We start from the raw sequence: 22,629 nt of genomic DNA on the forward strand, positions 1-22,629 counted from the left end.
GGTGGCTGCTCAATCCGCCCGGAACCGGGCAACGTAACCCCGGAAGACCCGGGAAAGACCAGACCGGCGCGAATGCACCAGACCGATCAAAGTTCCTGCGCGCCTATAGCATAAGCACGCAGGATGGCAAACGCTTTCCGCCGTGCCGTTCGGGCACGCGGTCAGAGCATCGCCATACCGCCGTTCACATGCAGCGTCGCGCCGGTGACATAAGCAGCTTCCGGGCTGGAAAGATAGAGCACCGCTGCGGCAATTTCATCCGCCGTGCCCATGCGGCCCGCGGGAATCTGCCCCATGATGCCGGACTTCTGCTCGTCGTTCAGCTTGTCGGTCATCGCGGTCTCGATGAAGCCCGGCGCCACGGCGTTGGCGGTGACCCCGCGCGAGGCGACCTCGTAGGCCAGCGACTTGGTCATGCCGACGAGGCCCGCCTTGGCCGCAGCGTAGTTGCCCTGGCCCGGGTTGCCGGTGGCGCCGACGATCGACGAGACGTTGACGATGCGGCCCCAGCGCGCCTTCATCATGCCGCGCAGCACGCCCTTGCAGAGCTTGAAGTTGGCGGTGAGGTTGACGTCGATCACCGACTGCCACTCGTCATCCGACATGCGCATGAAGAGATTGTCGCGGGTGATGCCGGCGTTGTTCACCAGGATGTCGACCGAGCCCATCGCGTCCGCCGCCTGCTTCGGCAGCGCCGCCACGGCCTCGGGGTCGGAGAGGTTGCAGGGCAGCACGAAGGCGCGCTCGCCCAGCTCCGCCGCCAGCTCCTGCAGCGGCGCCTCGCGGGTGCCCGAGAGCCCCACCGTCGCGCCCGCGCCGTGCAGCGCCTTGGCGATGGCGCCGCCGATGCCGCCCGAAGCGCCGGTGATCAGCGCGTTTTTTCCCGTCAGATCGAACATAAGGCCCGTGCCCCTCTGCTTTTCCGTAAGTCGTTCCGCGCGATATGACATCCCTGCCGCCATCGGGCAAGGCCCGGGGCCCGCCGCGCCGCCGCTGGGCGCTGGCCCGCGCCCGTGCTATGCCGGGCGCATGGCGCCGCCCCTGCCCATCATCACCTGCCGCCTGCGTGGCGACACCGCCGAGATGCTCGGCGGCACCGGCACCGAGATCCTGCCCTACTGGAGCTTCACCAAGACCGTGCTGGCCATCTGCGCGCTGAAGCTGGCCGAGGCCGGCAGGCTGCAGCTCGATGTGCCCCGCCCCGGCGAGAGTTTCACCCTGCGCCAGTTGCTGGACCACACGGCGGGCCTGCCGGACTATTTCCCCCTGCAGACGTATCGTGACGCGGTGGCGGCGAATGAGGCGCCCTGGCCGCGCGACCGCCTCTACGCCGAGACCATGGCGCAGGGACCGCGCTTCACCCCCGGCGCCGGCTGGGCCTATTCCAACCTCGGCTACATGCTGGTGCGTGACCGCATCGAGGAGGCCGCCGGACAGCCGTTTGGCGCGCATGTCGTTCAGGCGATCACCGGCCCGCTCGGGCTGCGCAGCATCGCCCTTGCCACCACCCGCGCCGATTTCGCGCGGGTGCATTGGCCCGCGGCGCGCGGCTACCACCCGGGCTGGGTCTACCACGGTTGCCTCACTGGCAGCGCCCCGGATGCCGCGCGCTTGCTGCAGGCGGTTTTCTCGGGCGCCCTGCTGGCCCCGGCCTCGCAGGCGCAGATGCTGCAGCGCCGCCTGCTGGGCGGCGCGCTCGAGGGCCGCCCCTGGACCGACTGCGGCTATTCGCTAGGGCTGATGAACGGCCGGACCGGCGCCGCGGGACGCGCCATCGGCCATTCGGGCGGCGGCCCCTTCTGCGTCAACGCGGTCTACCATTTTCCCGACGCCGCCCCGCCGGTGACCGTGGCGAGCTTCGCGCCGGGACCGTCCGAGGGCATCGCCGAGCACGCCGCCGTGCGCGCCGCCCTCTGACGGTGGCGGGCCGCTTTCGCACCTCAACCTGATGGAAACAGTCGGCAATAACTACCCGACAAATTTACTCAACCATTTGAGTTTGCATGATTTTTTGCCCATACCCCTTGCGCGCAGCCGCCGGCACGCGTATCTAATTTCCAAGACAGCGAGCCAGCCCTGACGCCAGCCAGCTATCCACCTCCCGCCAGCCATATGACGCAGCGCCCCAGCTTCTGGATCGTAATCCAGTATCGCCCGGCAGCCACGCACATGCAGCCAGCGTCCCGGAGCCGGATGAGGTACGTCCCGCCCCCTGCGGCGAAGCGCGCCTCTCCTGACAGGCCCCCTGAACACTTCCAAATGAGTGATGATCCGCGCAGGCCATGCCCGGTCCGGTGCCGGGCCAATCAAACCTGTCGCTGCTTTCCGATGGCGATCGATCAAAGTGGTGCGGGTGAAGGGACTCGAACCCCCACGCCAAAGGCGCCAGAACCTAAATCTGGTGCGTCTACCAATTCCGCCACACCCGCACACGGGTGCGCGGCACCCGGATCGGGCGAATCTCTAGCAAAGTGCCACGTGCGAGGCGAGAGGAAAAATCACTCCAACCGCTCGCGACGGCGATTGCCGTCGCGCAGGCGCCGGCGCAGTCCCGAACCGCGCCACTGGTCTTCCCCGCCACGGGGCGGCATCGGCGCTGCCGCTACGCGCCCAGATCGCGCATAACCGCCGGGAGCGCCTCGGGCAGGTCCTCGGCGATCAGCCCCGCGCCCACGTGCCGCGCCGCCTCGAAATGCAGGAAGGCCGCCGTCTGCGCCGCCTGCATCGGCCCCGCGCCGCGCGCCATGAGCCCGCAGATCAGCCCCGCCAGCACGTCGCCCGCCCCCGCCGTGGCCAGCCAGGGCGCGGCACGTCCGTAGACCGCTGCGTGAATTGCGGCCGTGCCATCCGGCGCGGCGATCACCGTGTCAGGGCCCTTGAGCAGCACCGGGCAGCCCGACCGTTCTGCCGCCGCGCGCACGGCGTCGAGCCGCGAAAACGCCGGACCGCGCTCCGCCGGGGCCGCGAGGCGATCGGCGAGGTCCGGGAACAGACGGGCGAACTCGCCGCCATGCGGGGTGAGCACGCACTCCGGGTGCAGCGCCGCGAAGAGTTCGGCGGGCGCATCGGCAAAGGCACTCAGCGCGTCGGCATCGAGCACCACCGCGCGCGCCGACGCCAGCGCCACGGGCACCAGCGCGCGCGCGCGCTCGAGCCCGAGCCCCGGGCCGAGGCAGAGCGCGTTCAGCCGGGTATCCTCGAGCAGTCCGGCCAGGTCGTCTCCGGTGTCGGCGCGGCGCATCATGAGCCCGGTGATCTGCGCCGCGACTTCCATCTGCGCCGCGCCGGGCACGCCGAGCGTCACCAGCCCGGCCCCGATCCGCAGCGCGGCGCGGGCGGCGAGCCGCGCCGCGCCGGTGCGCCCGAAGCCGCCGCTGATAACCAGCGCGTGCCCGTGGCCGAACTTGTGGCCGCCGCGCTTGGCGAGCGGGACCGCCGGAGCCTCCACCAGCGCCACCGCTTCTGGAACCAGCCCCTCCGGCAGGCCGATGTCCACCACCTCGAGCGCGCCGCACAGATCCGGACCCTCGGCAAGGTAGTGCCCCTGCTTTGCGGCGTGAAAGCTGACCGTGAGATCGGCGCTGAACACCGCAGGGGCCCCCTCCCCGCCACCGATGAGGCGCCCCGAATCCGAGCAGAGCCCGGAGGGCAGATCCACCGCCACCCGGTGCCAGCCCGCGAATCCCGGCGCGTCGAACGCGGCGAGTCCCCCGGCGATCTCCGGACCGAGGCCGCGGGTCAGCCCGGTGCCGAAGAGCGCATCGACCAGCACGCCGCTGTCGCCCGGAGCCTCAAGCGGCGCAGCGAAGGGCAGCCGGCCAACCGGTCCCAGCGCGGCCCAGCGATCGTGGTTGAGCCGCGCGTCAGGCGGCAGGCGCGCGGGATCGCCGAACAGGAAGACCTCGACCTGCCACCCCCGCGCGGCCAGCAGCCGCGCGATGACGAATCCGTCGCCGCCGTTGTTGCCGGGCCCGCAGAGCACGATGGCCCGCGACGGCGCGGCGAGAAGATCGCTCCAGCGCCGCAGAAGTGCCGCAACGACACCCTGCCCCGCCCGCTCCATCAGATCGGCGCCGCTGCCCGCGCCGGTCTCCATTCCGATCTGCTCGGCATGGCGCATCTGCGCGGCGGTCAGCACCCGGTTCATGCGGCCCTCATGCGCGATTCAATTCCGCCTAGTTGATGAGCTACTTGCGCAAAGAATAACCACATGCCAAAAATCGCCTCATATTTCCCTGCCGCGGCAGCCTATCCGATTGTCGCCGCCCATGAGAAGTGGTCTGGCAGGGTCCGACACGGAACACGAGGAGTCAGGGCCATGAAGAAAGTCGAGGCGATCATCAAGCCGTTCAAGCTCGACGAGGTGAAAGAAGCTCTGCAGGATGCGGGCATCCAGGGCCTCTCTGTGCTCGAGGTGAAAGGCTTCGGTCGCCAGAAAGGCCACACCGAGCTCTACCGGGGCGCGGAGTACGTGGTTGATTTTCTTCCGAAGGTGAAGATCGAGGTCGTTCTTGACGACGATCAGGTCGACGCCGCGGTCGAGGCCATCATCTCTGCTGCCAAGACCGACAAGATCGGCGACGGCAAGATCTTCGTGAGCCCCATCGAGCAGGCCATCCGTATCCGCACCGGCGAATCCGGCTCCGACGCGCTCTGAGCCGCGGCCGCCCTGCGCTGTCTTCCGCCCGCCGCCGGGACGCGGCGGAAGAACACACACCAGAACACACCGGACCCAAGTACAGAAAGGGAAGAAGGGAATGAGCAAGGACGCAGTTCTCAAGCTGATGAAGGATGAGGACGTCGCATACGTCGACATCCGATTCACCGACCCGCGCGGCAAGCTCCAGCACGTGACCGTCATGGCCGATCAGGTCGACGAGGACTTCCTCGAAGAAGGCTTCATGTTCGACGGCTCGTCCATCGCCGGCTGGAAATCGATCGAAGCTTCCGACATGAAGCTCATGCCCGACCTCGAGAGCGGCTACATCGACCCGTTCTACGCCGAGAAGACCCTCTGCCTGCACTGCTCGGTCGTCGAACCCGACACCGGCGAAGCCTACGACCGCGACCCGCGCGGCACCGCGGCCAAAGCAGAAGCCTACCTGATCTCCTCGGGCATCGGCGACTCGGCCTTCTTCGGCCCGGAAGCTGAATTCTTCCTGTTCGACGACGTGAAATACTCGGTCGCGCCGAACAAGATTTCGGCTGAAGTCGACGCGGACCACGCCGCGTGGAACACCGACGCCGACTTCGAAATGGGCAACCTGGGCCACCGTCCGACCTACAAGGGCGGCTACTTCCCGGTGAACCCGATGGACGACGGCCAGGACATCCGCTCCGAGATGCTGTCGACCATGAAGCGCCTCGGCATGAAGGTCGACAAGCACCACCACGAAGTTGCGACCTCGCAGCACGAGCTGGGCCTGATCTTCGGCACGCTGACCAAGCAGGCCGACGAGCTGCAGAAGTACAAGTACATCATCCACAACGTGGCACAGGCCTACGGCCGTTCGGCAACCTTCATGCCGAAGCCGATCAAGGGTGACAACGGTTCGGGCATGCACGTGAACATGTCGATCTGGAAGGACGGCAAGCCGCTCTTCGCAGGCGACAAATACGCGGACCTGTCGCAGGAAGCGCTGTACTTCATCGGCGGCATCCTGAAGCACGCGAAGGCCCTCAACGCCTTCACCAACCCGGCGACCAACTCCTACAAGCGTCTGGTTCCGGGCTTCGAAGCCCCCGTTCTGCGCGCCTACTCGGCCCGCAACCGCTCGGGCTGCGTGCGTATTCCGTGGACCGAATCGCCGAAGGCAAAGCGCGTGGAAGCGCGCTTCCCCGATCCCGCGGCAAACCCCTACCTGTGCTTCTCGGCGCTCCTGATGGCCGGCCTCGACGGCATCAAGAACAAGATCGATCCGGGCGAAGCCATGGACAAGAACCTCTACGACCTTCCGCCGGAAGAGCTCGCAGAGATCCCGACCGTGTGCGGCTCGCTGCGTGAAGCGCTCACCGAGCTGGAAGCCGACATGGACTTCCTGCTGGCCGGCGACGTGTTCACCAAGTCGCAGATCGAAGGCTACATCGCTCTGAAGATGGAAGAGCTGGAAGCCTACGAAATGACCCCGCATCCCGTGGAATTCGCGCTGTACTACAGCTGCTGATCCCGCCCCTGCGGATGAAAATGAAAGGCGCCCTACGGGGCGCCTTTTTCATGCCGGAATTCCGCCCTGCAATTTCCAGATTGGCCGATGAACGTGAGCCGGAGGGAATTATGACCTCGCACGAGACAGAGGGAATTTCAGCATGCAAAAGAATTTGGCCGGCCGGCTCGACGGAGCTTCGCGGGTGGCCCCCTACGCGGATGCCACCGACGAACCCCAAGACGCGCTTGCGAGCCATCCCGGCGACGGGGACCGCGCCGACCGGCGCGGGACGCAGAAGCTTGTGCTGTTGGGGATCAGCATCGTCGCGGTCTTCGCGCTGGCGGGCATGATCATCACCCGTGCCATGGAGATTGCATCGCTCTGAGACGACGGTCGGCAGTCCCGGGCTCGCGCCGCGGCCCCGGCAAACTCCCGCCTCGTGACCCGACGTCGGCAGCCGGGCCCTTTCCGCACCGCGGGTCGCGCACTAGGTTGCTGCGGCACATGCGTTTGTTCGGAGTCCCCAAAATGCGTCGCACCCTTCTGAAAATCCTTGCGGCAGCCACGCTGTCTTTTTCCGCCGGAACCGCTATCGCGGCGACCTGCGGCAACACGGCCTCGGGCTTCGATGCGTGGAAGCGCGAATTCGCCGCGGAGGCGCAGCGCGCGGGCGTCGGCCAGCGCGGCATCCAGGCGCTGATGAGCGCCCCCTACTCGAGCTACACGATCAAGGTCGACCGCAGCCAGAAAGGCGTGAAGTACCCGCTCGACGAGTTCATCCGCATCCGCCTTGGCTCGCTCGACGGCTTCGCCGCGCAGGTGCGCAAGCGCCGCGACCAGAACCCGCAGTTCTACCGCGCGCTCGAACAGCGCTACGGCGTGCCCGCGGGCATCCTGCTGGCGATCCATGGCATGGAGACCGGTTTCGGCCGTACAATGGGCAACGTGCCGGTGGTCTCCTCGATCACCACCGTCGCCTATGACTGCCGCCGCTCCTCCTTCTTCACACCGCATGCCATCGCCGCGCTGCAGATGGTCGACCGGGGCATGCTGTCGCCCGGGCAGAAGGGCGCGGCCCACGGCGAGCTCGGTCACACCCAGTTCCTGCCGGGCAATGCGCTGCGCTACGGCGTCGACGGCAATGGCGACGGCCGGGTCGATTTCTACAACCAGTTCGACGCGCTGGCCTCGACCGCGAACTTCCTGCGCCAGAAGGGCTGGCAGCCCGGCCAGCCCTTCGGCGAGGGCACCGCGAACTTCCGCGTGCTGAACGAATGGAACGCGGCGACGGTCTACCAGCAGGCGATTTCGCTGGTCGCGCAGAGAGTCGGCTAATTTACATTTCTGCAACCCGGGGTGGTCCGATTTTTTGGAAATCGCCCTCCCCGGAACCCGTTTGAGACAAAGTTCCTCCTCATTTGGCGCGCACAACACGGGTCAAGGACGTTTCAGAAGGAACACGTGGATGACGGGCAAAGCCCCCTATGCGGCCCTTTATCTGCCCGATGCGGCGACACCCGATCTTGTGGAGCTGCTGAAGACAGCCGGCAAGACTTTGATCGCGCACGACAATACCTCTGGCCGTCCGCTGTTGATCTCGCGCCGCCGGCTTGCCCTCATGGGCGATTGCATGGGGATCTGCCTTACCCATTTCGACGGCGCACGCGGCACGCCGCGAATCGTCCTGCGGGTACTGAGCCGCGAGGGCGGTCTTGCCAGCGGGCCCAAGGCCATCGCGCTGCTGCTCGAAGCGGTCCGCCGCCTGTCGCCGCTCTGCGCGGCGACCGAGATCGAATGGCTCTCGCCGCGTACCCGGCTGGCGCCGGAGACCCTGCCCGACCAGCTCACCCGCCCACCCCGCAAGCGGCTGGCGCCGATCGATCCCACGGCCGAGAAGCTGCTGGTCGAGGGTATCCGAGACGCCATGGCGGCGAGCCTCACCGATCCGGCCGAAAACGGCTTCGCCACGCCGGAGCCCCGCAAGCGGCCCGGGCTTCCGATGGTCCTCCCCGCGAGGCCAGACGCCGCGACCACGCGGCTGTCGCTGGCCGGCTGGGCCATGACCGGGCTTCTGGCGATGCTCAACTTTCCCGTCGCGCTGCTGCTCGCCGCGATCGGGCTGAAGCGCGGCATGGATTTCCGCCTCGCCACGCAATTCCTCAGTTTCACCACGCTCGCCGTCTCGCTGAACAACGCCGGGCTGCTCGACCTTCCGATCTAGGGCGTGTCCGGCCCGCGTTCGATGACGTAGGTGTGGATGGAGAACACCACGGCCTGCGTCTCGGGCAACCGCACCAGGCATTGCCGCTCCGAGCGCAGGTAGGCCGCGGTCAGCGGATCGGCGCGGTCGTTGTTGCTGCGCCGGGGCGCCGGCTGGAACAGCGTCGGATCGTCGTGGAACAGCCGGTTGACCCGCACCAGCGGCTTGCCCGGCCGTACCCCGTCGAAAAGCCGCTGCACCCGGCGGCCGATGTTGTCGTCGTACTCGGGGATCGGCACGTGGATGATGCTGAGCGGGCGCGAGACCTTGTCGGCGAGCCGCCAGCCCGCCGGGAAGCAGAGAACGGCGCCGGTCAGCACGTGCTCCTCGCCGCGTTTCTGCAACAGGCACAGGTCTTCCTGCACCAGAACGCCGAGCGTGCCCATCGGGTCGCTGCGGTCGAGCGTCACTGCCACCCCGTCAGGCCGGGTCACCACCTCGCCGTCGCGGGTGAAGCCATCGGGCAGGCTCGCCAGCACCATCTCGAGCAGCTCCTGCGCCGCGGGCATGGCTTCGGGCTCGATTGCCAGCACCGCCTCGCGCTGGCTGCCGAGCAGGCGCGCGCGCTCGGCCATCTGCGCGGCATAGGCATCGTCGACCTTGAGCCAGGTCGCCGGATCGAGCGGCGCGATCCCCGGCAGCGGTTTCATCTCGGTCAGATCGTAGGGAATCCGCGCCTGCAGGATCATCGTCGTCACACTCCGGTCAAAGCCCTCCAGCGGGGCAGCTTCTCGCGCAGCACGCAGACGGAGCGGTGCGGCGCGTAGCGCGGCAGGTCCGCCAGCGCCACCCAGCGAAGGTCATGTGATTCCTCGTTTCCAAGCAAGGCGTTCGCCGGGTCAGCCTCGAAGAGAAAGCGCAGATCGTAGTGAAAATGTGCAGGCGCCTCCGCGCGGGCGGGAATCGCGTGGATGTCGATGTCGAAAAGCTCGGGCGAGAGCAGCCGCGCCCGCAGGCCGGTCTCCTCGAAGACCTCCCGCGCCGCAACGCCCGCCACGTCGGGATTGCCGTCGCAATGGCCGCCCGGCTGCAACCAGCGGTCGAGCTTGGCGTGGTGCATCAACAGCGTGAAGCCGCGGCAGGGCGAGACCACGAAGCCCGAGCCGGTCACATGGTCCTCGCGCGGGTCACGCCCGTAGGGATCGGCAACGCGGGCAAGCAGCGCGCCGAGCGCCTCCCAGTTCTCACGGTCCCGCGCATCGTGCAGCGCCATCGTCCAGGGCAGATCGGCCATGCTCTCTCCTCTCACGACAAGGCCGGAAGCTCTGCCCCCGGCCCTGTCATCGCTCCACCCAATGCCCGCCAGATCAGGGGCGTCACGGCTCGAGGTCCCGCCCCATCGCCTCTTCCAGCGCGGGCAGGAAATCCTCGGTGTAAAGCGTCCCGGCCAGCGGGCCGACGTGCTTGTGCAGCACCGTGCCGTCGCCGCTCAGGATGAAGGTCTCGGGCGGGCCGGTCACGCCCCATTCGATCGCCGCGCGCCCCTGCGGATCGTAGGACACGCCGATGAAGGGCGAGCCGTCCTCGGTCAGATAGCCCGAGGCCGCGCCCACCTTGTCCTTGTAGTTCACCCCGACGATGCGCACGCCCTGCTCCTGCAAGTGCAGCAGCACCGGGTGCTCGGCGCGGCACGGCGGGCACCAGCTGGCCCAGAAGTTCACCACCGTCACCTCGCCGGTGCGCAGGTCCGCATCCGCCACCGAAGGAAAGCCCGCGAGCGTCGCGGCGGGCAGCGCCGGAGCCTCCTTACCGAGGAAGGTGGAGGGCAGCGTGTTGGGATCGCCGCGCTGCATGCCGAAATAGGCCATCACCGCGAACCCGGCGAAGATCAGCGGCGGGATCACCATCAGCGGCGAGATCTTAGCCATGGCGTTTCACCCTTTCCTCGATCTTCTCCAGCTCGGCGCGGACGCGGCGGGCGCGGCGGATGCTCAGCGCCACCAGCACGACGATCAGCGCGAGGCTCACCCCGTAGGAGGCGAGCACGGCAAAGGCGTATTTTCCCAGATCGGGCATCATGTCCGGCCCTCCCGTGCCAGAAGCGCGCGCGACCGGCGGGCGCGGATTTCGGTCTGCGTGCGCAGGAAGACCAGCGCCACGAAGAGCAGCACGAAGCCGGCGATGCAGACCAGCAGCGGATACCAGAAGACGTCGGCGACGTTCTCTTCCTTGTCCATCGACAGCGAGGCTCCCTGGTGCAGCCCCTGATTCCAGAACAGCACCGCGTAGCGCGACAGCAGCGCGAAGACCGAGCCGACGAGGCAGAGGATCGAGGTCAGATCCGCGGCCGTGTCGTCATTCTCGATCGCCGACCAGAGCGCCATGTACCCGAGGTAGAAGAGGAACAGGATCAGGAAGGAGGTCAGCCGCGGATCCCAGGCCCACCAGGTGCCCCACATCGGCTGCCCCCAGAGCGCGCCGGTGGCCAGCGCGATCACCGTGAAGGTCGCGCCCACCGGCGCGGCGGCGCGGGCGGCCAGCGCCGAGACGTGGTGCCGCCGGATGATCCAGATCAGCGAGGTGACCAGCATCATGATCCAGGCATTGATCGCCATCAGCGCCGCGGGCACGTGCAGGTAGATGATCTTCACCGTCGCACCCTGACGGTAGTCGTCGGGGGTGAAGAAATAACCCCAGACCAGCCCGGTCACGAGGCACAGGACCGCCGCCATCGACACGCCCGGCAAGAGGCGATCGGTGGTGCGAATGAATTTCACCGGATTGGCGTATTCCCAGATCGACATGCGGCTCCCCTAGCCCAGCTCGCGCCGTAGTACACTTCAAATATTCGGCAGAGCCAATACGTGCGGCCCCGCTTGCGCCTCAGCGCAGGTTGATCCTCAGCACCGCCGCGCTGGCAAACGGCAGCAGCGCCAGCGTGCCGAAGCTGATCCCGGCCAGCATCAGCAGCGGCGTCTGCACCGCCAGCCCCTCGGCGCCGCGGCGCGCCACCTCGGCGCCGAAGATCAGCGTCGGCACGTAGAGCGGCAGCACCAGGATCGACAGCAGCAGCCCGCCGCGTTTCAGCCCCACGGTCAGCGCCGCGCCGAAGGTGCCGATCACCGAAAGCGCCGGCGTGCCGAGCGCCAGCGAGACCAGCACCCACAGGTAACCCGAGGGCGGCAGGCTCAGCAGCACGCCGAGCGCCGGAGCCGCCAGAACCAACGGCAGCCCGGTGGTGATCCAATGGGCCAGCGCCTTGATGGTGACGATGCCCTCCATCGGCAGCGGCGCCGTGGCCAGCAGATCGAGCGAGCCGTCCTCCCAGTCGAGCGCGAAGATCCGGTCGAGCGACAGCAGGCAGGCGAGCAGCGCGCCAATCCACAGCACGCCGGGCGCGATGCGGCTCAGCAGCCCGGTCTCCGGCCCGACGCCGAAGGGGATCAGCACGGTGACGATCAGGAAGAAGGCCAGGCCAAGGCCGAAGCCCCCGCCCGCGCGAACAGCAAGCCGCAAGTCCCTGACAAGAAGCGCAATCACAGGAACGCCTCGTCCAGTGCAGAGACCCGCGGCGCGGCCTTGAACGGGGTCACGTCGAGCACCTCCGCCTCGTCCAGCCCGAGGTCGATATGTGTGGCCAGCAGCGCCGAGCCACCGCCCGCGAGATGGCCGCGCACCGCTTCGGCGAAGCGCGCCACCGAAGCCTTGTCGAGCGAGACCGTCGGCTCGTCCAGCACCCAGACCGGGCGCCCGGTGACCATCAGCCGCGCGAGGCCCAGACGGCGCTTCTGCCCGGCCGAGAGCGTGCCCGCCATGCGGTCTTCGAGCCCGCGCAGGTCGAAGCCGTCGAGCGCTGGCTCGATGTCGGACTGCGCAAAGACCTGCGCCCAGAAGCGCAGGTTCTCGGTGACCGAGAGCATAGATTTCAGCCCGTCGGAATGGGCGGCATAAGCGATGCGCTCGCCCGCCCCCTCGATCTCGCCCTCGAAGGCCGGTTGCAGCCCGGCGATGGTGCGCAGCAGCGTGGTCTTGCCCGAGCCGTTCGGCCCGCGCAACACGAGCGCGCGGCCGGCGGCGAGCGTGAAGCTCAGCCCCTCCAGCACGGGCACGCCGCCCCGGGCCACGGCCAGATCGCGAACAGACATAGTCATGCCTTGGGCTTACCCCAGCCGGAAGGCCCGGGGAAGCGCGAAAGCCGCGCCGCGACAAGCTGTTGCAGGTTTATGGCTGGTCCGGCACGGGCCGCTCGGGCGGGCCGGACTGGCTGGGGGCTGCCTCGACCGCCGGATCAGACCGGCATGGCCGCCAGGGCAACCCGGCGTCCCTCGCCCAGCAGCACGTTGTAGGTGCGGCAGGCCGACGGAGAGTTCATCACCTCGACACCGACACCGGCTTGCTCGAGCCGGGCCGAGAGGCTCTTGGGCAGCAATGCGATGTCGCCGCCGGTGCCGACGAACAGCACGTCGATCTTGCCCGCGAGCGAGATCAGCGTGTCCTCGTCGGACAGTCCCGCCCAGGGCTGCATGCCCTCGGGAGAGATGCAGACGCCGCCGTCGACGGGACGACCGCCGATGCGAAAGAAGCCCGGGCCGTAGCCTTCCACGGGCATCGCGTCGCTGAAGTTGATTTCATTCATCCGCATGGTTCTTCCCCTAGTCCCATACAGCCGGCCCGGAACGGACCGCGCTCCCTGGAATGCGCCGCAAGACCTCCGGACACCCCCTCCCAAAAGATGTACGCAGGGCCCATGCCACGCTGCGCGGCAGCATAGGGGGGAAACAGAAAAAATCAAAACAATTTACCCGCCACGACCAATTGCCCGCCACCCGAAGCGGGTGACGGCCATCATGATAGGAGCGCCACCTTAGCGCCGATATACCAAAGCGACAAAGCCCTAGACAAAAGTCTAGGGCCTTGACGTAACAGGGGCTTAAAACTTCGGCAGATGGCCCGGCGATAGCCGAGCGCCGTGGCGCGGGCCGGTCGCCCGGCCCTGCCGCCAGCGTCAGACGCTGGTGCCGGATTTCTTGGCCTCGCCCTCGGCTTCGGGCTTCGACCAGTCGCGCTTGACGCCGAGCCAGAGCAGCAGCGCCGAGGCGACAAAGACCGAGGAGTAGGTGCCGACGAAGACGCCCCAGATCATCGCGAAGACGAAACCGCGGATCACGTCTCCCCCCAGCGCGAAGAGCGCGAAGAGCGCCAGCAGCGTGGTGAAGGAGGTCATGAAGGTCCGGCTGAGCGTCTCGTTGATCGAGAGGTTCAGCACCTCCTTGATGTCGGTCTTCTTGTACTTGATCAGGTTCTCGCGCACCCGGTCGAAGACAACCACGGTGTCGTTGAGCGAGTAGCCGACGATGGTCAGCAGCGCCGCGATGGTAGTCAGGTCGAACTTGATCTGCAGCTCAGAGAAAACCCCGATGGTCAGCACCACGTCGTGCACCAGCGCCAGAACGGCACCGAGCGCGAACTGCCATTCGAACCGCAGCCAGATGTAGATCAGCACCGCGCCGATGGCGAGCACCACCGCCTCGACCGCGGTCCAGATCAGTTCCCCAGAGACCTTGGGACCGACGGATTCCACCGAGACGAACTGGATGTCGGGAGAGACTCCCTGCAGCGCCACCTCGACCTGCGCGATGGTTTCGGGGGTGACCGATTCCACCTCGTCCTGCGCCTGGATGCGCACCATGGCAACGTTCTGATCCGGCCCGAAGGACGGGTCGAACACCTCGGAGATGACCACGTCGCCCAGCCCCAGCGCGCCGAGCGCGTCGCGGTAGGCGCCGACGTCCACCGCCTCGGCGCTCTGCGTCCGGATGGTGGTGCCGCCGCGGAAGTCGATGCCGTAGTTCAGGCCGCGGGCGCCGAAGCTGACCAGCGCCAGCACGATCATCAGGGCAGAGATGCCGAACCACAGCTTCCAGTGCTTGAAGAAGTCGAAGCTCGTATTGTCGGGAATGACGCGAAGACGCATGGCTCAGACCTCGATGGTTTTGGGACGGCGGCGTTCGAACCACATCGCGATCAGCAGCCGGGTGACGTAGATCGCGGTGAAGACCGAGGTGACGATGCCGAGGCCGAGGGTGATGGCGAAGCCGCGCACCGGACCCGAGCCCATGACATAGAGGATGATCGCCGTGATAATGGTGGTGATGTTGGCGTCGACGATGGCCGAGAGCGCCTTTTCGTAGCCGAGCTCGATGGCACGGGCCGGGCCGCGCGCGGTCTTCAGTTCCTCGCGGATACGCTCGAAGATCAGCACGTTGGCGTCCACCGCCATGCCGACGGTCAGCACGATGCCGGCGATGCCGGGCAGCGTCAGCGTGGCGCCGATCATCGACAGCAGGCCGAAGATCAGCCCGATGTTCACGATCAGCGCGACATTGGCGAAGAGGCCGAAGAGCCCGTAGCTCGCCCACATGAAGCCGAGCACCGCGACGAAGGCCACGCCGGTCGCCAGCTTGCCCGCGTCGATGCTGTCCTGCCCCAGTTCCGGACCGATGGTCCGTTCTTCGAGGAAGTCGAGCCCGGCGGGCAGCGCGCCGGCGCGCAGCAGAACGGCGAGGTTGGTGGATTCCTCGACCGAGAACTGGCCGGTGATGATGCCCGAGCCGCCGGGGATGTGGCTCTGGATCACCGGCGCCGAGATCACCTCGTCATCGAGCACGATGGCGAAGGGCGAGCCGATGTTGGCCGCGGTGTAATCGCCGAACTTGCGCGCGCCGCTGGGGTTGAAGCGGAAGGTCACCGCCGGGCGGCCGTTCTGGTCGAAGCTCGGCTGGCTGTCGGTCAGCTCCTCGCCGGTCACCACGGGCGCCTGTTCGAGCACGTAGTAGACCCCCTCCTCGTCCATGGCGGGCAGCAGCTCGTTGCCGACGCCGGGGGTGGTGTCGGGGTTGGTGGTGCGGCTGACCACCGGCTGGAAGGTCAGCTGGGCGGTGGTGCCGATGATGTCCTTGAGCTCGGCCGCCGAGCCGATGCCGGGCACCTGGATCAGGATGCGGTCGTTGCCCTGGCGCTGGATCGTAGGCTCGCGGGTGCCGACCTCGTCAATGCGGCGGCGGATGATCTCCAGCGACTGCTGCATGGTGCGCTCGTCGGTGGCCTGTTTCTCGGCATCCGAGAGGGTCACGACGACCTCGTCGCCCTGGCCGCTGACCTCGAGGTCGTTGGCGCCGGCGCCGGTGAGCGTGGTGACCGGACGCGCGAGGCCGCGCACCAGCTCCAGCGCGCGGGTCATGCCGTCGGGCTTGGAGATGCGCACGCGCAGCTCGCCGGCGGGCGAGGGCTGCAGGCGGATGGTGCCGACCGTGTCGCGCTCGGGACGCAGGATGTCACGGACGTCGGGCCAGAGCGCCTCGAGCCGCGAGGCGTAGACGTCGGCGACCTTAACCTCTGCGAGCAGATGCGCACCGCCGCGCAGGTCGAGGCCGAGATTGACCAGCCCCGAGGGCAGCCAGTTCGGCCAGCTCGCGGCGGCCGCCTCGCGCTCGGGCGTGGCGCCCGACTTCTCGATGGCCGCAACCGCGTCATTGTGGGATTCTACCCTGTTGTAGAACAGGTTAGGGCTGGCCAAGGCCAGCCCTACGATCACGAGCGCCCAGATAGTCAGGCGTTTCCAAAGATCGATCTGAAGCATATTCGTGGGCGCTTTCGCGTTGGGATCAGGACTCGGCGGGCTCGGTCTTCGACAGGACCTGGGCAACGGTGCTCTGGATCACGCGGACCTTAACGCCCTCGGCGATCTCGACCTCGACCTCGCCGCCTTCCTTGACCTTCACGACCTTGCCGATCAGGCCGCCCTGGGTGACGATCTGGTCGCCGCGGCGCAGGGCGCTGACCATCTTCTGGTGCTCTTTCACCTTCTTCTGCTGGGGACGGATCAGCAGGAAGTACATGATGCCGAAGATCAGGATCAGCGGGACGAACTGGGCAATGGCGTTGCCATCCATGGGCGGGCTCCTCTTGAGTGACTGTGGGGGCACGCCCCCCGCAAAATTTGGCCGGAACCTATGTGCGATCCTCCGCCGATGCAAGGCGCGATGGCAGCGGTCACAGGCGATGCACGGGCGATGCAGAGGGCGGGCGCACACGTGTGCGTGATGGACGCCCCCGCGCCGCCTGCCTAGATTGCATTGGGACAGCACACGGGAGCTTGGCCGGAATGCAGATATCGCGAGTGTACCGCGCGCTCGGCGTCGCCCTGCTGACGTGGCTTCCGGCCCTGCCCGCCTCTGCCGCGGACCTGCCGCCGCTGCCTCCCGAGGACCATGCCGCGTGGCAGGCGATCGGCCGGGTCAACACCCGCGGCTACAACCGGCGCGGCATGTGTTCCGGCACGCTCGTCGCGCCCGATCTGGTGCTCACCGCCGCGCATTGCGTGGCCGGGCCGGAGGGGGATCCCGTGCGCCCCGAACGGCTGCATTTCGTCGCCGGCTGGTTCGGCGGGGACTATGCCGACCACGCGCAGGTCGCCTCCTACGAGGTCCACCCCGAAGCCTACGCCGCACACCAACTCGACATCGAGCATGACCTCGCGCTGCTCACCCTCGTCCGCCCGCTCGAGCTGCCCCCCCTGACGCTGGGCAGCGCACCCGCCCCGCCCTTCGCGCTTGTCGGCTATCACGACCTGCGACCGAACCGGCTCTCGGCGCGCTTCGACTGTGACGGCCTGCGGGACCATGCGCTGTTGCGCCTGTCGTGCCCGGTGCGGCCCGGCAATTCCGGCGGGCCGGTGCTGGTGCGGGAAGGCGGCAGGGCCGACGCCGCCCCGGATGACGCTGCGACCGCCGATCCGGTCACCACATGGCGCGTCATCGGCGTCGTCAGCGCCACCAATGCGCGCAGCAGCCTCGCGGTGCCGGTGGATGAGTGGCTTCGGGAGCGTCTTACGCGCGGCGCCCCCTACACTCCCTGAGCGATTCAGGGCATAACCCGCGCGAGTCGCACACAAAGAGGACAGACCGATGCACGACATCCGCGCCATTCGCGAAAACCCCGCCGCCTTCGACGCGGCGCTCTCGCGCCGGGGTGTGGAGAATGCCTCGGCCCCCGTGCTGGCGCTGGACGAGGAGCGCCGCGCCGCGATCCACGCCGCCGAGACCGCGCAGGCCGCGCAGAAGGCCGCCTCCAAGGACGTCGGCAAGGCCAAGGCCAGCGGCGACGAGGCGGAATTCGAGCGCCTGCGCGCGCTGGTCGCCGAGAAGAAGGCCGAGGTCGCCGAGATGCAGGCCAAGGCCAAGGAACTCGACGCGCAGCTCGCCGACATGCTGATGGGCATCCCCAACCTGCCGTTCGAGGACACGCCCGATGGCGAGGACGAGGACGACAACGTCGAGATCCGCCGCTGGGGCGAACCCAAGGCGCTCGGCTTCGCGGCCAAGGAGCACTACGAACTGCCCTCGGTCATCCCCGGCATGGACTTCGAGACCGCGGCCAAGCTCTCAGGCGCGCGCTTCGTGGTGCTCTCGGGCGCCATCGCCCGCGTCCACCGCGCGCTGGCGCAGTTCATGCTCGACACCCACACCGAGGAGAACGGCCTCACCGAGACCTGGACCCCGGTGCTGGTGCGCGAAGAGATGATGTATGGCACCGGCCAGTTGCCGAAGTTCGGCGAGGACAGCTACCAGACCCGCGAGGGCTGGTGGCTGGTGCCCACCGCCGAAGTGACGCTGACCAATATCGTCAATGGGCTGACCGTCGACGAAAACTACCTGCCGCGCCGCTACGTCGCGCACACCCAGTGCTTCCGCTCCGAGGCGGGCTCGGCCGGCCGCGACACCGCGGGCATGCTGCGCCAGCACCAGTTCGAGAAGGTCGAGATGGTCTCTGTGACGCATCCGGAGAAGAGCCGCGAGGAACTGGACCGGATGACACGTTGCGCCGAGGGTATCCTCGAGAAGCTCGGCCTGCCCTATCGCACCGTGGCGCTCTGCACCGGCGACATGGGCTTCGGCGCACGCCGCACGCATGACATCGAGGTCTGGCTGCCCGGTCAGAACCAGTACCGCGAGATCAGCTCGGTCTCCGTCTGCGGCGACTTCCAGGCGCGCCGGATGAACGCCCGCTTCAAGCCCGCCGAGGGTGGCAAGCCGGAGTTCCTGCACACCCTCAACGGCTCGGGCCTCGCGGTCGGGCGCTGCCTGATCGCGGTGCTGGAGAACGGCCAGCAGGAGGACGGTTCGGTCGAACTGCCCGAGGCGCTGCACCCCTGGCTGCGCGGCAAGACCAAGATCGCCGCCGACGGCGCGCTGGTCTGATATGATCTGGGTTCGGCCGCTCCTGCTGTTTCTCGCGGCGGTCGCCTTCGCGGCCTCGCCGCTGGTGTTTCCTGGGTTCAACGGGTTCGCGCCGGACGCCTTTCCGGTCCCGCAGGCCGATCCGCCGGTACAACCGGCGGGCTATGCCTTCGCGATCTGGGGGCTGATCTACCTCTGGCTCATCGCCGGCACCGGCTTCGGCCTGCTGCGCCGCGCCGACGACTATGACTGGATGGACCACCGCGACCCGCTGCTGATCAGCCTCGCGGTGGGCATCTTCTGGCTGCCAGTGGCGCAGGTCTCGCCCATAGCCGCGACGGCGATGATCTGGGTGATGCTGGCGACGGCGCTCGTCGCGCTGTTCCGGGCCGGCGACATGGACCGCTGGTGGCAGATCGCCCCGATCGCGGTCTATACCGGCTGGCTGACGGCAGCCGCCTGCGTCTCGATCGGCCTTCTGCTCGGCGGCTACGGGCTGCTGCCCGAGACACCCGCGGCGCTGGTCGCCCTGGCCCTGGCGCTGGTCATCTCGGTTGTCGCGCAGTACCGGCTGCACCGCGCACCGCTCTACGGCATCACGGTGATCTGGGCACTGGTCGGAGTGATCGTCGCCAACGCCAGCCCCCTGAACTTCGCGGTCGCCGGGCTCGCCGCAGCGGGCATCTTCGCCATCCTCGCGCTGCGCGGCACGGACACCGAGTAGACGGTTTTCGACAACTACAAATTCGACAACTACAAATTCGACAACTTCAGAAGAGAACCTCCGCGGGGCGCCCCGCGGAGGTTCTTCGTTTCTTGCAGAGGTGGCGTCAGGGGGAACTCACGCGGTGTCGTGAGACCAGCCGGACTAGGAGCAAAATTTCCTCCCCCGGACAGACCCGGCCGCCCCTTGGGCAGGCGCCCCGTCAGTCGATCGGGATCATCACCACCGTCGTCCTGATCTCATAGGGCAGGATGACGATGTCATGCACTTCGGGATCATCCCCCGAGATGCTGATTTGGGTGGCCGCTTCGCAGATATTGGCCTCTGCCTCGGTGGCGGATCCGGCCTGCTCTTCGGCAGCCATGGCGATTTCATCGGCCACAGCGATGATGAACCCGTCACACTTCACTTGCTTGACGTTGGCAAAGGCGGCGCTCGACGACAGGGCGAGCACGGCGGCAATGGCGGAAAGATGAGTCAACTTCATTTCAAATGCTCCAGATCAAAGTGCCCAAACATTACTCAGCGCCACCCACCCATGCAACCATTTGTTGCGCATGCATGTTTCGCACTCACCTATTCTGCGAGTGCACAATCCCGCATGCGGCGATCCCCGACACCCGAACACGCTTTTTCTGCGACGCGCAGCCTCGGCGGAGCGACGCCTAACGCCCGCAAGCGCACCTGTCACATGTGGCCCCCACCCCGCGTGCCGCCTGCGGCAGCGCGACAGTATTACGAACATCGCGTGGGCAATATTCCAATAACTTCCCACATTATCGCGACAGTCCACATCCGCTATCTCTGCCGCATCAGACAAGACGCCGCACGGCGCGGCGCCCGAAACCGGAGAGATACAATGACCAATATCCTGCAATCGGTGGGCTTCGGCTCCGCCACCTCGATCGCCCTTGCCGCCCTCCTGCTGCGCGTGAGCCTCGGCGCCCTGTTCCTCGCCCACGCCTGGCTGAAGGTCTACGTCTTCACCCCCGCCGGCGCGGCACAATACTTCAGCTCGCTCGGCGTGCCGGGCTTCATGGCCTACCTCACCATCGCCGCCGAAGTGCTCGGCGGTCTGGCGCTGATCCTCGGGGTCCAGACCAGCCTCGTGTCGCTGCTGCTGATCCCGGTGCTGCTCGGCGCAGCCATCCTCGCCCACGGTCCGAACGGCTTCTGGTTCACCAACGAGGGCGGCGGCTGGGAATACCCCGCCTTCTGGGCGCTGGCCCTGCTGGTGCAATCGCTGCTCGGTGGCGGGCTGCTGGCCATCACCAAGGGCTGAGCTCCTTTCCAACAAAAAGCGCCGGAGCTTTGGCTCCGGCGCTTTTCGTGTCCTTGGTCCCGCCCTGGCGCTGCCCCCTCAGCCCTTCTGCTTGGGCAGCTTGCCGAGGTGCTTCTTCAGGGCACCGGCGTTCTTCTCGCGCTTGCCCTTCCAGGGGTTCTTGTCGCCCTGCCCGCGCAACGTCAGGCGGATCGGCGTGCCGGGCATGTCGAAGGCCTCGCGCAGACCGTTCACCAGGTAGCGCGTGTAGCTGTCGGGCATGTCCTGCGGCCGCGAACACATCACGACGAATCCCGGCGGCCGGGTCTTGGCCTGGGTCATGTAGCGCAGCTTGATGCGGCGGCCCTGCGGCGCGGGCGGCGGGTGGCTCGACACCATGCCCTCGAGCCAGCGGTTGAGCTGGCCGGTCGAGACGCGGCGGTTCCAGGTGGTCCAGGCCTTCATGATCGCCGCATTGAGCCGGTCGAGCCCGCGCCCGGTCTTGGCCGAGACGGTGACCAGCGGCGCGCCGCGCAGCTGCGGCAGCAGCCGATCGAAAGCCTCCTTGAGGTCGCGCAGCTTCTCCTGCTTGTGCTCCTCGACGTCCCACTTGTTCACCGCCACGACCACCGCCCGGCCCTCGCGCTCGGCGAGGTCGGCGATGCGCAGATCCTGCTGCTCGAAGGGGATGGCGGCATCGAGCAGCACCACCACGACCTCGGCGAACTTGACCGCGCGCAGACCGTCGGAAACCGAGAGTTTCTCGAGCTTTTCCTGCACCTTGGCACGCTTGCGCATGCCGGCGGTGTCGAAGATGCGCATCGGCACGCCGTCCCAGTCCATGCGGACCGAGATCGCGTCGCGGGTGATCCCGGCCTCGGGGCCGGTCAGCAGCCGGTCCTCGCCGAGGATCTTGTTGATCAGCGTCGACTTGCCGGCGTTGGGGCGACCCACCACGGCGATCTGCAGCGGCTTGTTCGCGGTCGGCATGACCAGCTTGGCCTCGCCGTCCTCGTCATCCCCCAACTCGTCCTCATCCAGCTCCAGCTCGGTCTCGGGCGCCTCCTCGGCGGCGCGCTCGGCAAAGGCATCGGCCAGCGGCATGAGCGCGCTGTAGAGTTCGGGCAGACCCTCGCCGTGCTCCGCCGAAAGCCGGATCGGCTCGCCGAGGCCGAGGCTGTAGGCCTCGATCACACCGGCATCGGCGGCAGAGCCTTCACCCTTGTTGGCGGCAAGGATCACATGCGCCGAGCGCTTGCGCAGGATCTCCGCGAAGATCTCGTCGGTCGGAGTCACGCCGACACGGGCGTCGATCATGAACAGGCAGACGTCGGCCATGTCGACGGCGCGCTCGGTGAGCTTGCGCATGCGGCCCTGCAGCGACTCGTCGGTGGCCTCTTCCAGGCCCGCCGTGTCGATGACGGTGAATCGCAGGTCGCCGAGCTTGCCCTCGCCCTCGCGCAGGTCGCGCGTGACGCCGGGCTGGTCATCGACCAGCGCCAGCCGCTTGCCGACCAGGCGGTTGAACAGGGTGGACTTGCCAACGTTGGGGCGGCCGACGATGGCGAGGGAGAATGTCATGGCACGCACCTCTTGCGGATTCAAACCCCGCCTTTACCGCAAAGCGTCGGCGGGAGAAAGGGATCTCGGACAGCACCGCCGAAGATGGGGGCGCTGCCCCCGCCCTTCGGGCCCCCCGGGATATTTTGCCCTAGAAGAAGCCTAGAGCCTGCCCGACCTTTCTTCTCTTTCCAAATAGGCACCGTCCAAAGAAAACGCCCGCGCTCTTGTCGGAGAGCGCGGGCGCGGATCGGAATGGCGCCGGCTTATTTCAGATCGCCGGGCAGCAGCGCATCGGGCAGGTTCTGGTAGCTGACCGGGCGCAGGAAGCGGCGGATCGAGAGCGTGCCGACCGAGGTGGCGCCGAAGTTGGTCGAAGCCGGGTAAGGTCCGCCGTGCACCATCGCGTCGCAGACCTCGACGCCGGTCGGGAAGCCGTTGACCAGCACCCGGCCCGCCTTGCGCTCGAGCACCGGCATCAGCCGCTGCGCGAGGGGCGT

General features: G+C 67.6%; 25 protein-coding genes, 1 tRNA gene and 1 pseudogene. 10 read left to right on the forward strand and 17 right to left on the reverse strand.

The genetic code is table 11. From position 1 onward, the window contains the following. Nucleotides 1-161: 161 nt before the first annotated feature. Complete coding sequence (fabG, locus tag LC039_RS03935; protein ID WP_226621745.1) at nucleotides 162-899, reverse strand: 3-oxoacyl-[acyl-carrier-protein] reductase; 738 nt, start codon at nucleotides 897-899, stop codon at nucleotides 162-164. Between the two features lie 130 nt (nucleotides 900-1,029). On the opposite strand from fabG, the gene LC039_RS03940 reads away from it, so the two are divergent. Continuing rightward, nucleotides 1,030-1,917, forward strand: a complete 888-nt coding sequence (locus tag LC039_RS03940) for a serine hydrolase domain-containing protein (protein WP_226621746.1) — start codon at nucleotides 1,030-1,032, stop codon at nucleotides 1,915-1,917. Nucleotides 1,918-2,345: 428 nt separating this feature from the next. Here the strand turns inward: LC039_RS03940 and LC039_RS03945 are convergent. Both LC039_RS03945 and LC039_RS03950 read right to left on the reverse strand, forming a co-directional pair. Then, nucleotides 2,346-2,429, reverse strand: a tRNA-Leu gene (locus LC039_RS03945). Between the two features lie 173 nt (nucleotides 2,430-2,602). Beyond that, entirely contained in the window at nucleotides 2,603-4,147 is a 1,545-nt protein-coding gene (locus tag LC039_RS03950; RefSeq protein ID WP_226621747.1) for an NAD(P)H-hydrate dehydratase, read from the reverse strand. Nucleotides 4,148-4,318: 171 nt separating this feature from the next. Between LC039_RS03950 and LC039_RS03955 the strand changes: the two genes are divergently transcribed. The 5 genes from LC039_RS03955 to LC039_RS03975 all read left to right on the forward strand — a co-directional run bounded on the left by LC039_RS03955 (nucleotide 4,319) and on the right by LC039_RS03975 (nucleotide 8,367). Beyond that, nucleotides 4,319-4,657: a P-II family nitrogen regulator gene (locus LC039_RS03955; RefSeq protein WP_092431348.1), complete on the forward strand. Its 339-nt coding sequence runs from the start codon at nucleotides 4,319-4,321 to the stop codon at nucleotides 4,655-4,657. 100 nt (nucleotides 4,658-4,757) lie between these two features. Beyond that, complete coding sequence (glnA, locus tag LC039_RS03960) at nucleotides 4,758-6,164, forward strand: type I glutamate--ammonia ligase (protein WP_226621748.1); 1,407 nt, start codon at nucleotides 4,758-4,760, stop codon at nucleotides 6,162-6,164. 142 nt (nucleotides 6,165-6,306) lie between these two features. Next, on the forward strand, nucleotides 6,307-6,531 hold the full coding sequence (locus LC039_RS03965; protein ID WP_226621749.1) for a hypothetical protein: 225 nt from the start codon (nucleotides 6,307-6,309) through the stop codon (nucleotides 6,529-6,531). 143 nt (nucleotides 6,532-6,674) lie between these two features. Then, nucleotides 6,675-7,481, forward strand: coding sequence for a lytic transglycosylase domain-containing protein (locus tag LC039_RS03970; RefSeq protein WP_226621750.1), 807 nt, complete (start codon nucleotides 6,675-6,677; stop codon nucleotides 7,479-7,481). A 130-nt stretch (nucleotides 7,482-7,611) separates the two neighbouring features. Beyond that, nucleotides 7,612-8,367, forward strand: a complete 756-nt coding sequence (locus tag LC039_RS03975; protein WP_226621751.1) for a hypothetical protein — start codon at nucleotides 7,612-7,614, stop codon at nucleotides 8,365-8,367. Here LC039_RS03975 and LC039_RS03980 read toward each other — a convergent pair. From LC039_RS03980 to yajC, 11 genes are all read right to left on the reverse strand, one after another. Then, a complete protein-coding gene (locus LC039_RS03980) occupies nucleotides 8,364-9,095 on the reverse strand; it encodes a heme-dependent oxidative N-demethylase family protein (protein ID WP_226621787.1) in 732 nt (243 codons plus the stop codon). The genes LC039_RS03975 and LC039_RS03980 overlap by 4 nt on opposite strands. Before the next feature lie 5 nt (nucleotides 9,096-9,100). Next, entirely contained in the window at nucleotides 9,101-9,640 is a 540-nt protein-coding gene (locus tag LC039_RS03985; RefSeq protein ID WP_226621752.1) for an NUDIX hydrolase, read from the reverse strand. A gap of 82 nt (nucleotides 9,641-9,722) precedes the next feature. Continuing rightward, nucleotides 9,723-10,274, reverse strand: coding sequence for a DsbE family thiol:disulfide interchange protein (locus tag LC039_RS03990; protein WP_226621753.1), 552 nt, complete (start codon nucleotides 10,272-10,274; stop codon nucleotides 9,723-9,725). Further along, nucleotides 10,267-10,425 carry a heme exporter protein CcmD gene (ccmD, locus tag LC039_RS03995; RefSeq protein WP_226621754.1) on the reverse strand — a complete coding sequence of 53 codons (159 nt, stop codon included), beginning with the start codon at nucleotides 10,423-10,425 and terminating at the stop codon, nucleotides 10,267-10,269. The genes LC039_RS03990 and ccmD overlap by 8 nt, the downstream gene beginning before the upstream one ends. Then, nucleotides 10,422-11,150 (reverse strand): heme ABC transporter permease, encoded by a 729-nt coding sequence (locus LC039_RS04000; protein ID WP_226621755.1) that lies wholly within the window; start codon nucleotides 11,148-11,150, stop codon nucleotides 10,422-10,424. The genes ccmD and LC039_RS04000 overlap by 4 nt, the downstream gene beginning before the upstream one ends. A 79-nt stretch (nucleotides 11,151-11,229) precedes the next feature. Next, a complete protein-coding gene (gene ccmB / locus LC039_RS04005; protein WP_226621756.1) occupies nucleotides 11,230-11,886 on the reverse strand; it encodes a heme exporter protein CcmB in 657 nt (218 codons plus the stop codon). Next, complete coding sequence (ccmA, locus tag LC039_RS04010) at nucleotides 11,883-12,497, reverse strand: heme ABC exporter ATP-binding protein CcmA (RefSeq protein WP_226621757.1); 615 nt, start codon at nucleotides 12,495-12,497, stop codon at nucleotides 11,883-11,885. Before ccmA ends, ccmB begins: the two co-directional genes overlap by 4 nt. 137 nt (nucleotides 12,498-12,634) lie before the next feature. Then, nucleotides 12,635-12,988, reverse strand: a complete 354-nt coding sequence (locus LC039_RS04015; RefSeq protein ID WP_226621758.1) for an Mth938-like domain-containing protein — start codon at nucleotides 12,986-12,988, stop codon at nucleotides 12,635-12,637. A 363-nt stretch (nucleotides 12,989-13,351) separates the two neighbouring features. Beyond that, nucleotides 13,352-14,320, reverse strand: coding sequence for a protein translocase subunit SecF (gene secF, locus LC039_RS04020; protein ID WP_226621759.1), 969 nt, complete (start codon nucleotides 14,318-14,320; stop codon nucleotides 13,352-13,354). Nucleotides 14,321-14,323: 3 nt separating this feature from the next. Continuing rightward, nucleotides 14,324-15,985, reverse strand: coding sequence for a protein translocase subunit SecD (secD, locus tag LC039_RS04025; protein ID WP_226621760.1), 1,662 nt, complete (start codon nucleotides 15,983-15,985; stop codon nucleotides 14,324-14,326). A 25-nt stretch (nucleotides 15,986-16,010) separates the two neighbouring features. Continuing rightward, nucleotides 16,011-16,298, reverse strand: coding sequence for a preprotein translocase subunit YajC (gene yajC / locus LC039_RS04030; RefSeq protein ID WP_226621761.1), 288 nt, complete (start codon nucleotides 16,296-16,298; stop codon nucleotides 16,011-16,013). A gap of 212 nt (nucleotides 16,299-16,510) precedes the next feature. On the opposite strand from yajC, the gene LC039_RS04035 reads away from it, so the two are divergent. The 3 genes from LC039_RS04035 to LC039_RS04045 are packed head-to-tail and all read left to right on the forward strand — an operon-like array spanning nucleotide 16,511 to nucleotide 19,308. Then, nucleotides 16,511-17,263: a trypsin-like serine peptidase gene (locus LC039_RS04035; protein ID WP_226621762.1), complete on the forward strand. Its 753-nt coding sequence runs from the start codon at nucleotides 16,511-16,513 to the stop codon at nucleotides 17,261-17,263. 49 nt (nucleotides 17,264-17,312) lie between these two features. Continuing rightward, entirely contained in the window at nucleotides 17,313-18,605 is a 1,293-nt protein-coding gene (gene serS, locus LC039_RS04040; RefSeq protein ID WP_226621763.1) for a serine--tRNA ligase, read from the forward strand. A 1-nt stretch (nucleotide 18,606) separates the two neighbouring features. Continuing rightward, nucleotides 18,607-19,308 (forward strand): hypothetical protein, encoded by a 702-nt coding sequence (locus LC039_RS04045; protein WP_226621764.1) that lies wholly within the window; start codon nucleotides 18,607-18,609, stop codon nucleotides 19,306-19,308. Between the two features lie 202 nt (nucleotides 19,309-19,510). On the opposite strand, the gene LC039_RS04050 is transcribed toward LC039_RS04045, so the two are convergent. Beyond that, on the reverse strand, nucleotides 19,511-19,795 hold the full coding sequence (locus LC039_RS04050) for a hypothetical protein (protein ID WP_226621765.1): 285 nt from the start codon (nucleotides 19,793-19,795) through the stop codon (nucleotides 19,511-19,513). A 372-nt stretch (nucleotides 19,796-20,167) separates the two neighbouring features. Between LC039_RS04050 and LC039_RS04055 the strand changes: the two genes are divergently transcribed. Continuing rightward, nucleotides 20,168-20,590: a DoxX family protein gene (locus LC039_RS04055; RefSeq protein ID WP_226621766.1), complete on the forward strand. Its 423-nt coding sequence runs from the start codon at nucleotides 20,168-20,170 to the stop codon at nucleotides 20,588-20,590. A gap of 78 nt (nucleotides 20,591-20,668) precedes the next feature. On the opposite strand, the gene der is transcribed toward LC039_RS04055, so the two are convergent. Beyond that, nucleotides 20,669-22,150, reverse strand: coding sequence for a ribosome biogenesis GTPase Der (gene der / locus LC039_RS04060; protein ID WP_226621767.1), 1,482 nt, complete (start codon nucleotides 22,148-22,150; stop codon nucleotides 20,669-20,671). A gap of 245 nt (nucleotides 22,151-22,395) precedes the next feature. Next, a pseudogene (locus tag LC039_RS04065) lies at nucleotides 22,396-22,629 on the reverse strand (aldehyde dehydrogenase (NADP(+))); the annotation flags it as partial.

It is taken from the genome of Alloyangia pacifica (assembly GCF_020524285.1).
In the GTDB taxonomy this organism is placed as follows: Bacteria; Pseudomonadota; Alphaproteobacteria; order Rhodobacterales; family Rhodobacteraceae; genus Salipiger; species Salipiger pacificus_B.

Excerpts from the sequence above, each read along its gene's own strand:
- LC039_RS03975 (WP_226621751.1), top strand. The coding sequence starts at position 7,612 with ATGACGGGCAAAGCCCCCTATGCGGCCCTTTATCTGCCCGATGCGGCG.
- ccmD (WP_226621754.1), bottom strand. The coding sequence starts at position 10,425 with ATGATGCCCGATCTGGGAAAATACGCCTTTGCCGTGCTCGCCTCCTAC.
- LC039_RS04045 (WP_226621764.1), top strand. The coding sequence starts at position 18,607 with ATGATCTGGGTTCGGCCGCTCCTGCTGTTTCTCGCGGCGGTCGCCTTC.
- LC039_RS04035 (WP_226621762.1), top strand. The coding sequence starts at position 16,511 with ATGCAGATATCGCGAGTGTACCGCGCGCTCGGCGTCGCCCTGCTGACG.
- der (WP_226621767.1), bottom strand. The coding sequence starts at position 22,150 with ATGACATTCTCCCTCGCCATCGTCGGCCGCCCCAACGTTGGCAAGTCC.
- LC039_RS03950 (WP_226621747.1), bottom strand. The coding sequence starts at position 4,147 with ATGAACCGGGTGCTGACCGCCGCGCAGATGCGCCATGCCGAGCAGATC.
- LC039_RS03965 (WP_226621749.1), top strand. The coding sequence starts at position 6,307 with ATGCAAAAGAATTTGGCCGGCCGGCTCGACGGAGCTTCGCGGGTGGCC.
- serS (WP_226621763.1), top strand. The coding sequence starts at position 17,313 with ATGCACGACATCCGCGCCATTCGCGAAAACCCCGCCGCCTTCGACGCG.
- LC039_RS03985 (WP_226621752.1), bottom strand. The coding sequence starts at position 9,640 with ATGGCCGATCTGCCCTGGACGATGGCGCTGCACGATGCGCGGGACCGT.
- LC039_RS03970 (WP_226621750.1), top strand. The coding sequence starts at position 6,675 with ATGCGTCGCACCCTTCTGAAAATCCTTGCGGCAGCCACGCTGTCTTTT.
- LC039_RS03980 (WP_226621787.1), bottom strand. The coding sequence starts at position 9,095 with ATGATCCTGCAGGCGCGGATTCCCTACGATCTGACCGAGATGAAACCG.
- yajC (WP_226621761.1), bottom strand. The coding sequence starts at position 16,298 with ATGGATGGCAACGCCATTGCCCAGTTCGTCCCGCTGATCCTGATCTTC.
- secF (WP_226621759.1), bottom strand. The coding sequence starts at position 14,320 with ATGCGTCTTCGCGTCATTCCCGACAATACGAGCTTCGACTTCTTCAAG.
- LC039_RS03990 (WP_226621753.1), bottom strand. The coding sequence starts at position 10,274 with ATGGCTAAGATCTCGCCGCTGATGGTGATCCCGCCGCTGATCTTCGCC.
- ccmA (WP_226621757.1), bottom strand. The coding sequence starts at position 12,497 with ATGACTATGTCTGTTCGCGATCTGGCCGTGGCCCGGGGCGGCGTGCCC.
- secD (WP_226621760.1), bottom strand. The coding sequence starts at position 15,985 with ATGCTTCAGATCGATCTTTGGAAACGCCTGACTATCTGGGCGCTCGTG.
- LC039_RS04055 (WP_226621766.1), top strand. The coding sequence starts at position 20,168 with ATGACCAATATCCTGCAATCGGTGGGCTTCGGCTCCGCCACCTCGATC.
- fabG (WP_226621745.1), bottom strand. The coding sequence starts at position 899 with ATGTTCGATCTGACGGGAAAAAACGCGCTGATCACCGGCGCTTCGGGC.
- LC039_RS04015 (WP_226621758.1), bottom strand. The coding sequence starts at position 12,988 with ATGCGGATGAATGAAATCAACTTCAGCGACGCGATGCCCGTGGAAGGC.
- glnA (WP_226621748.1), top strand. The coding sequence starts at position 4,758 with ATGAGCAAGGACGCAGTTCTCAAGCTGATGAAGGATGAGGACGTCGCA.
- LC039_RS04000 (WP_226621755.1), bottom strand. The coding sequence starts at position 11,150 with ATGTCGATCTGGGAATACGCCAATCCGGTGAAATTCATTCGCACCACC.
- LC039_RS03955 (WP_092431348.1), top strand. The coding sequence starts at position 4,319 with ATGAAGAAAGTCGAGGCGATCATCAAGCCGTTCAAGCTCGACGAGGTG.
- LC039_RS03940 (WP_226621746.1), top strand. The coding sequence starts at position 1,030 with ATGGCGCCGCCCCTGCCCATCATCACCTGCCGCCTGCGTGGCGACACC.
- LC039_RS04050 (WP_226621765.1), bottom strand. The coding sequence starts at position 19,795 with ATGAAGTTGACTCATCTTTCCGCCATTGCCGCCGTGCTCGCCCTGTCG.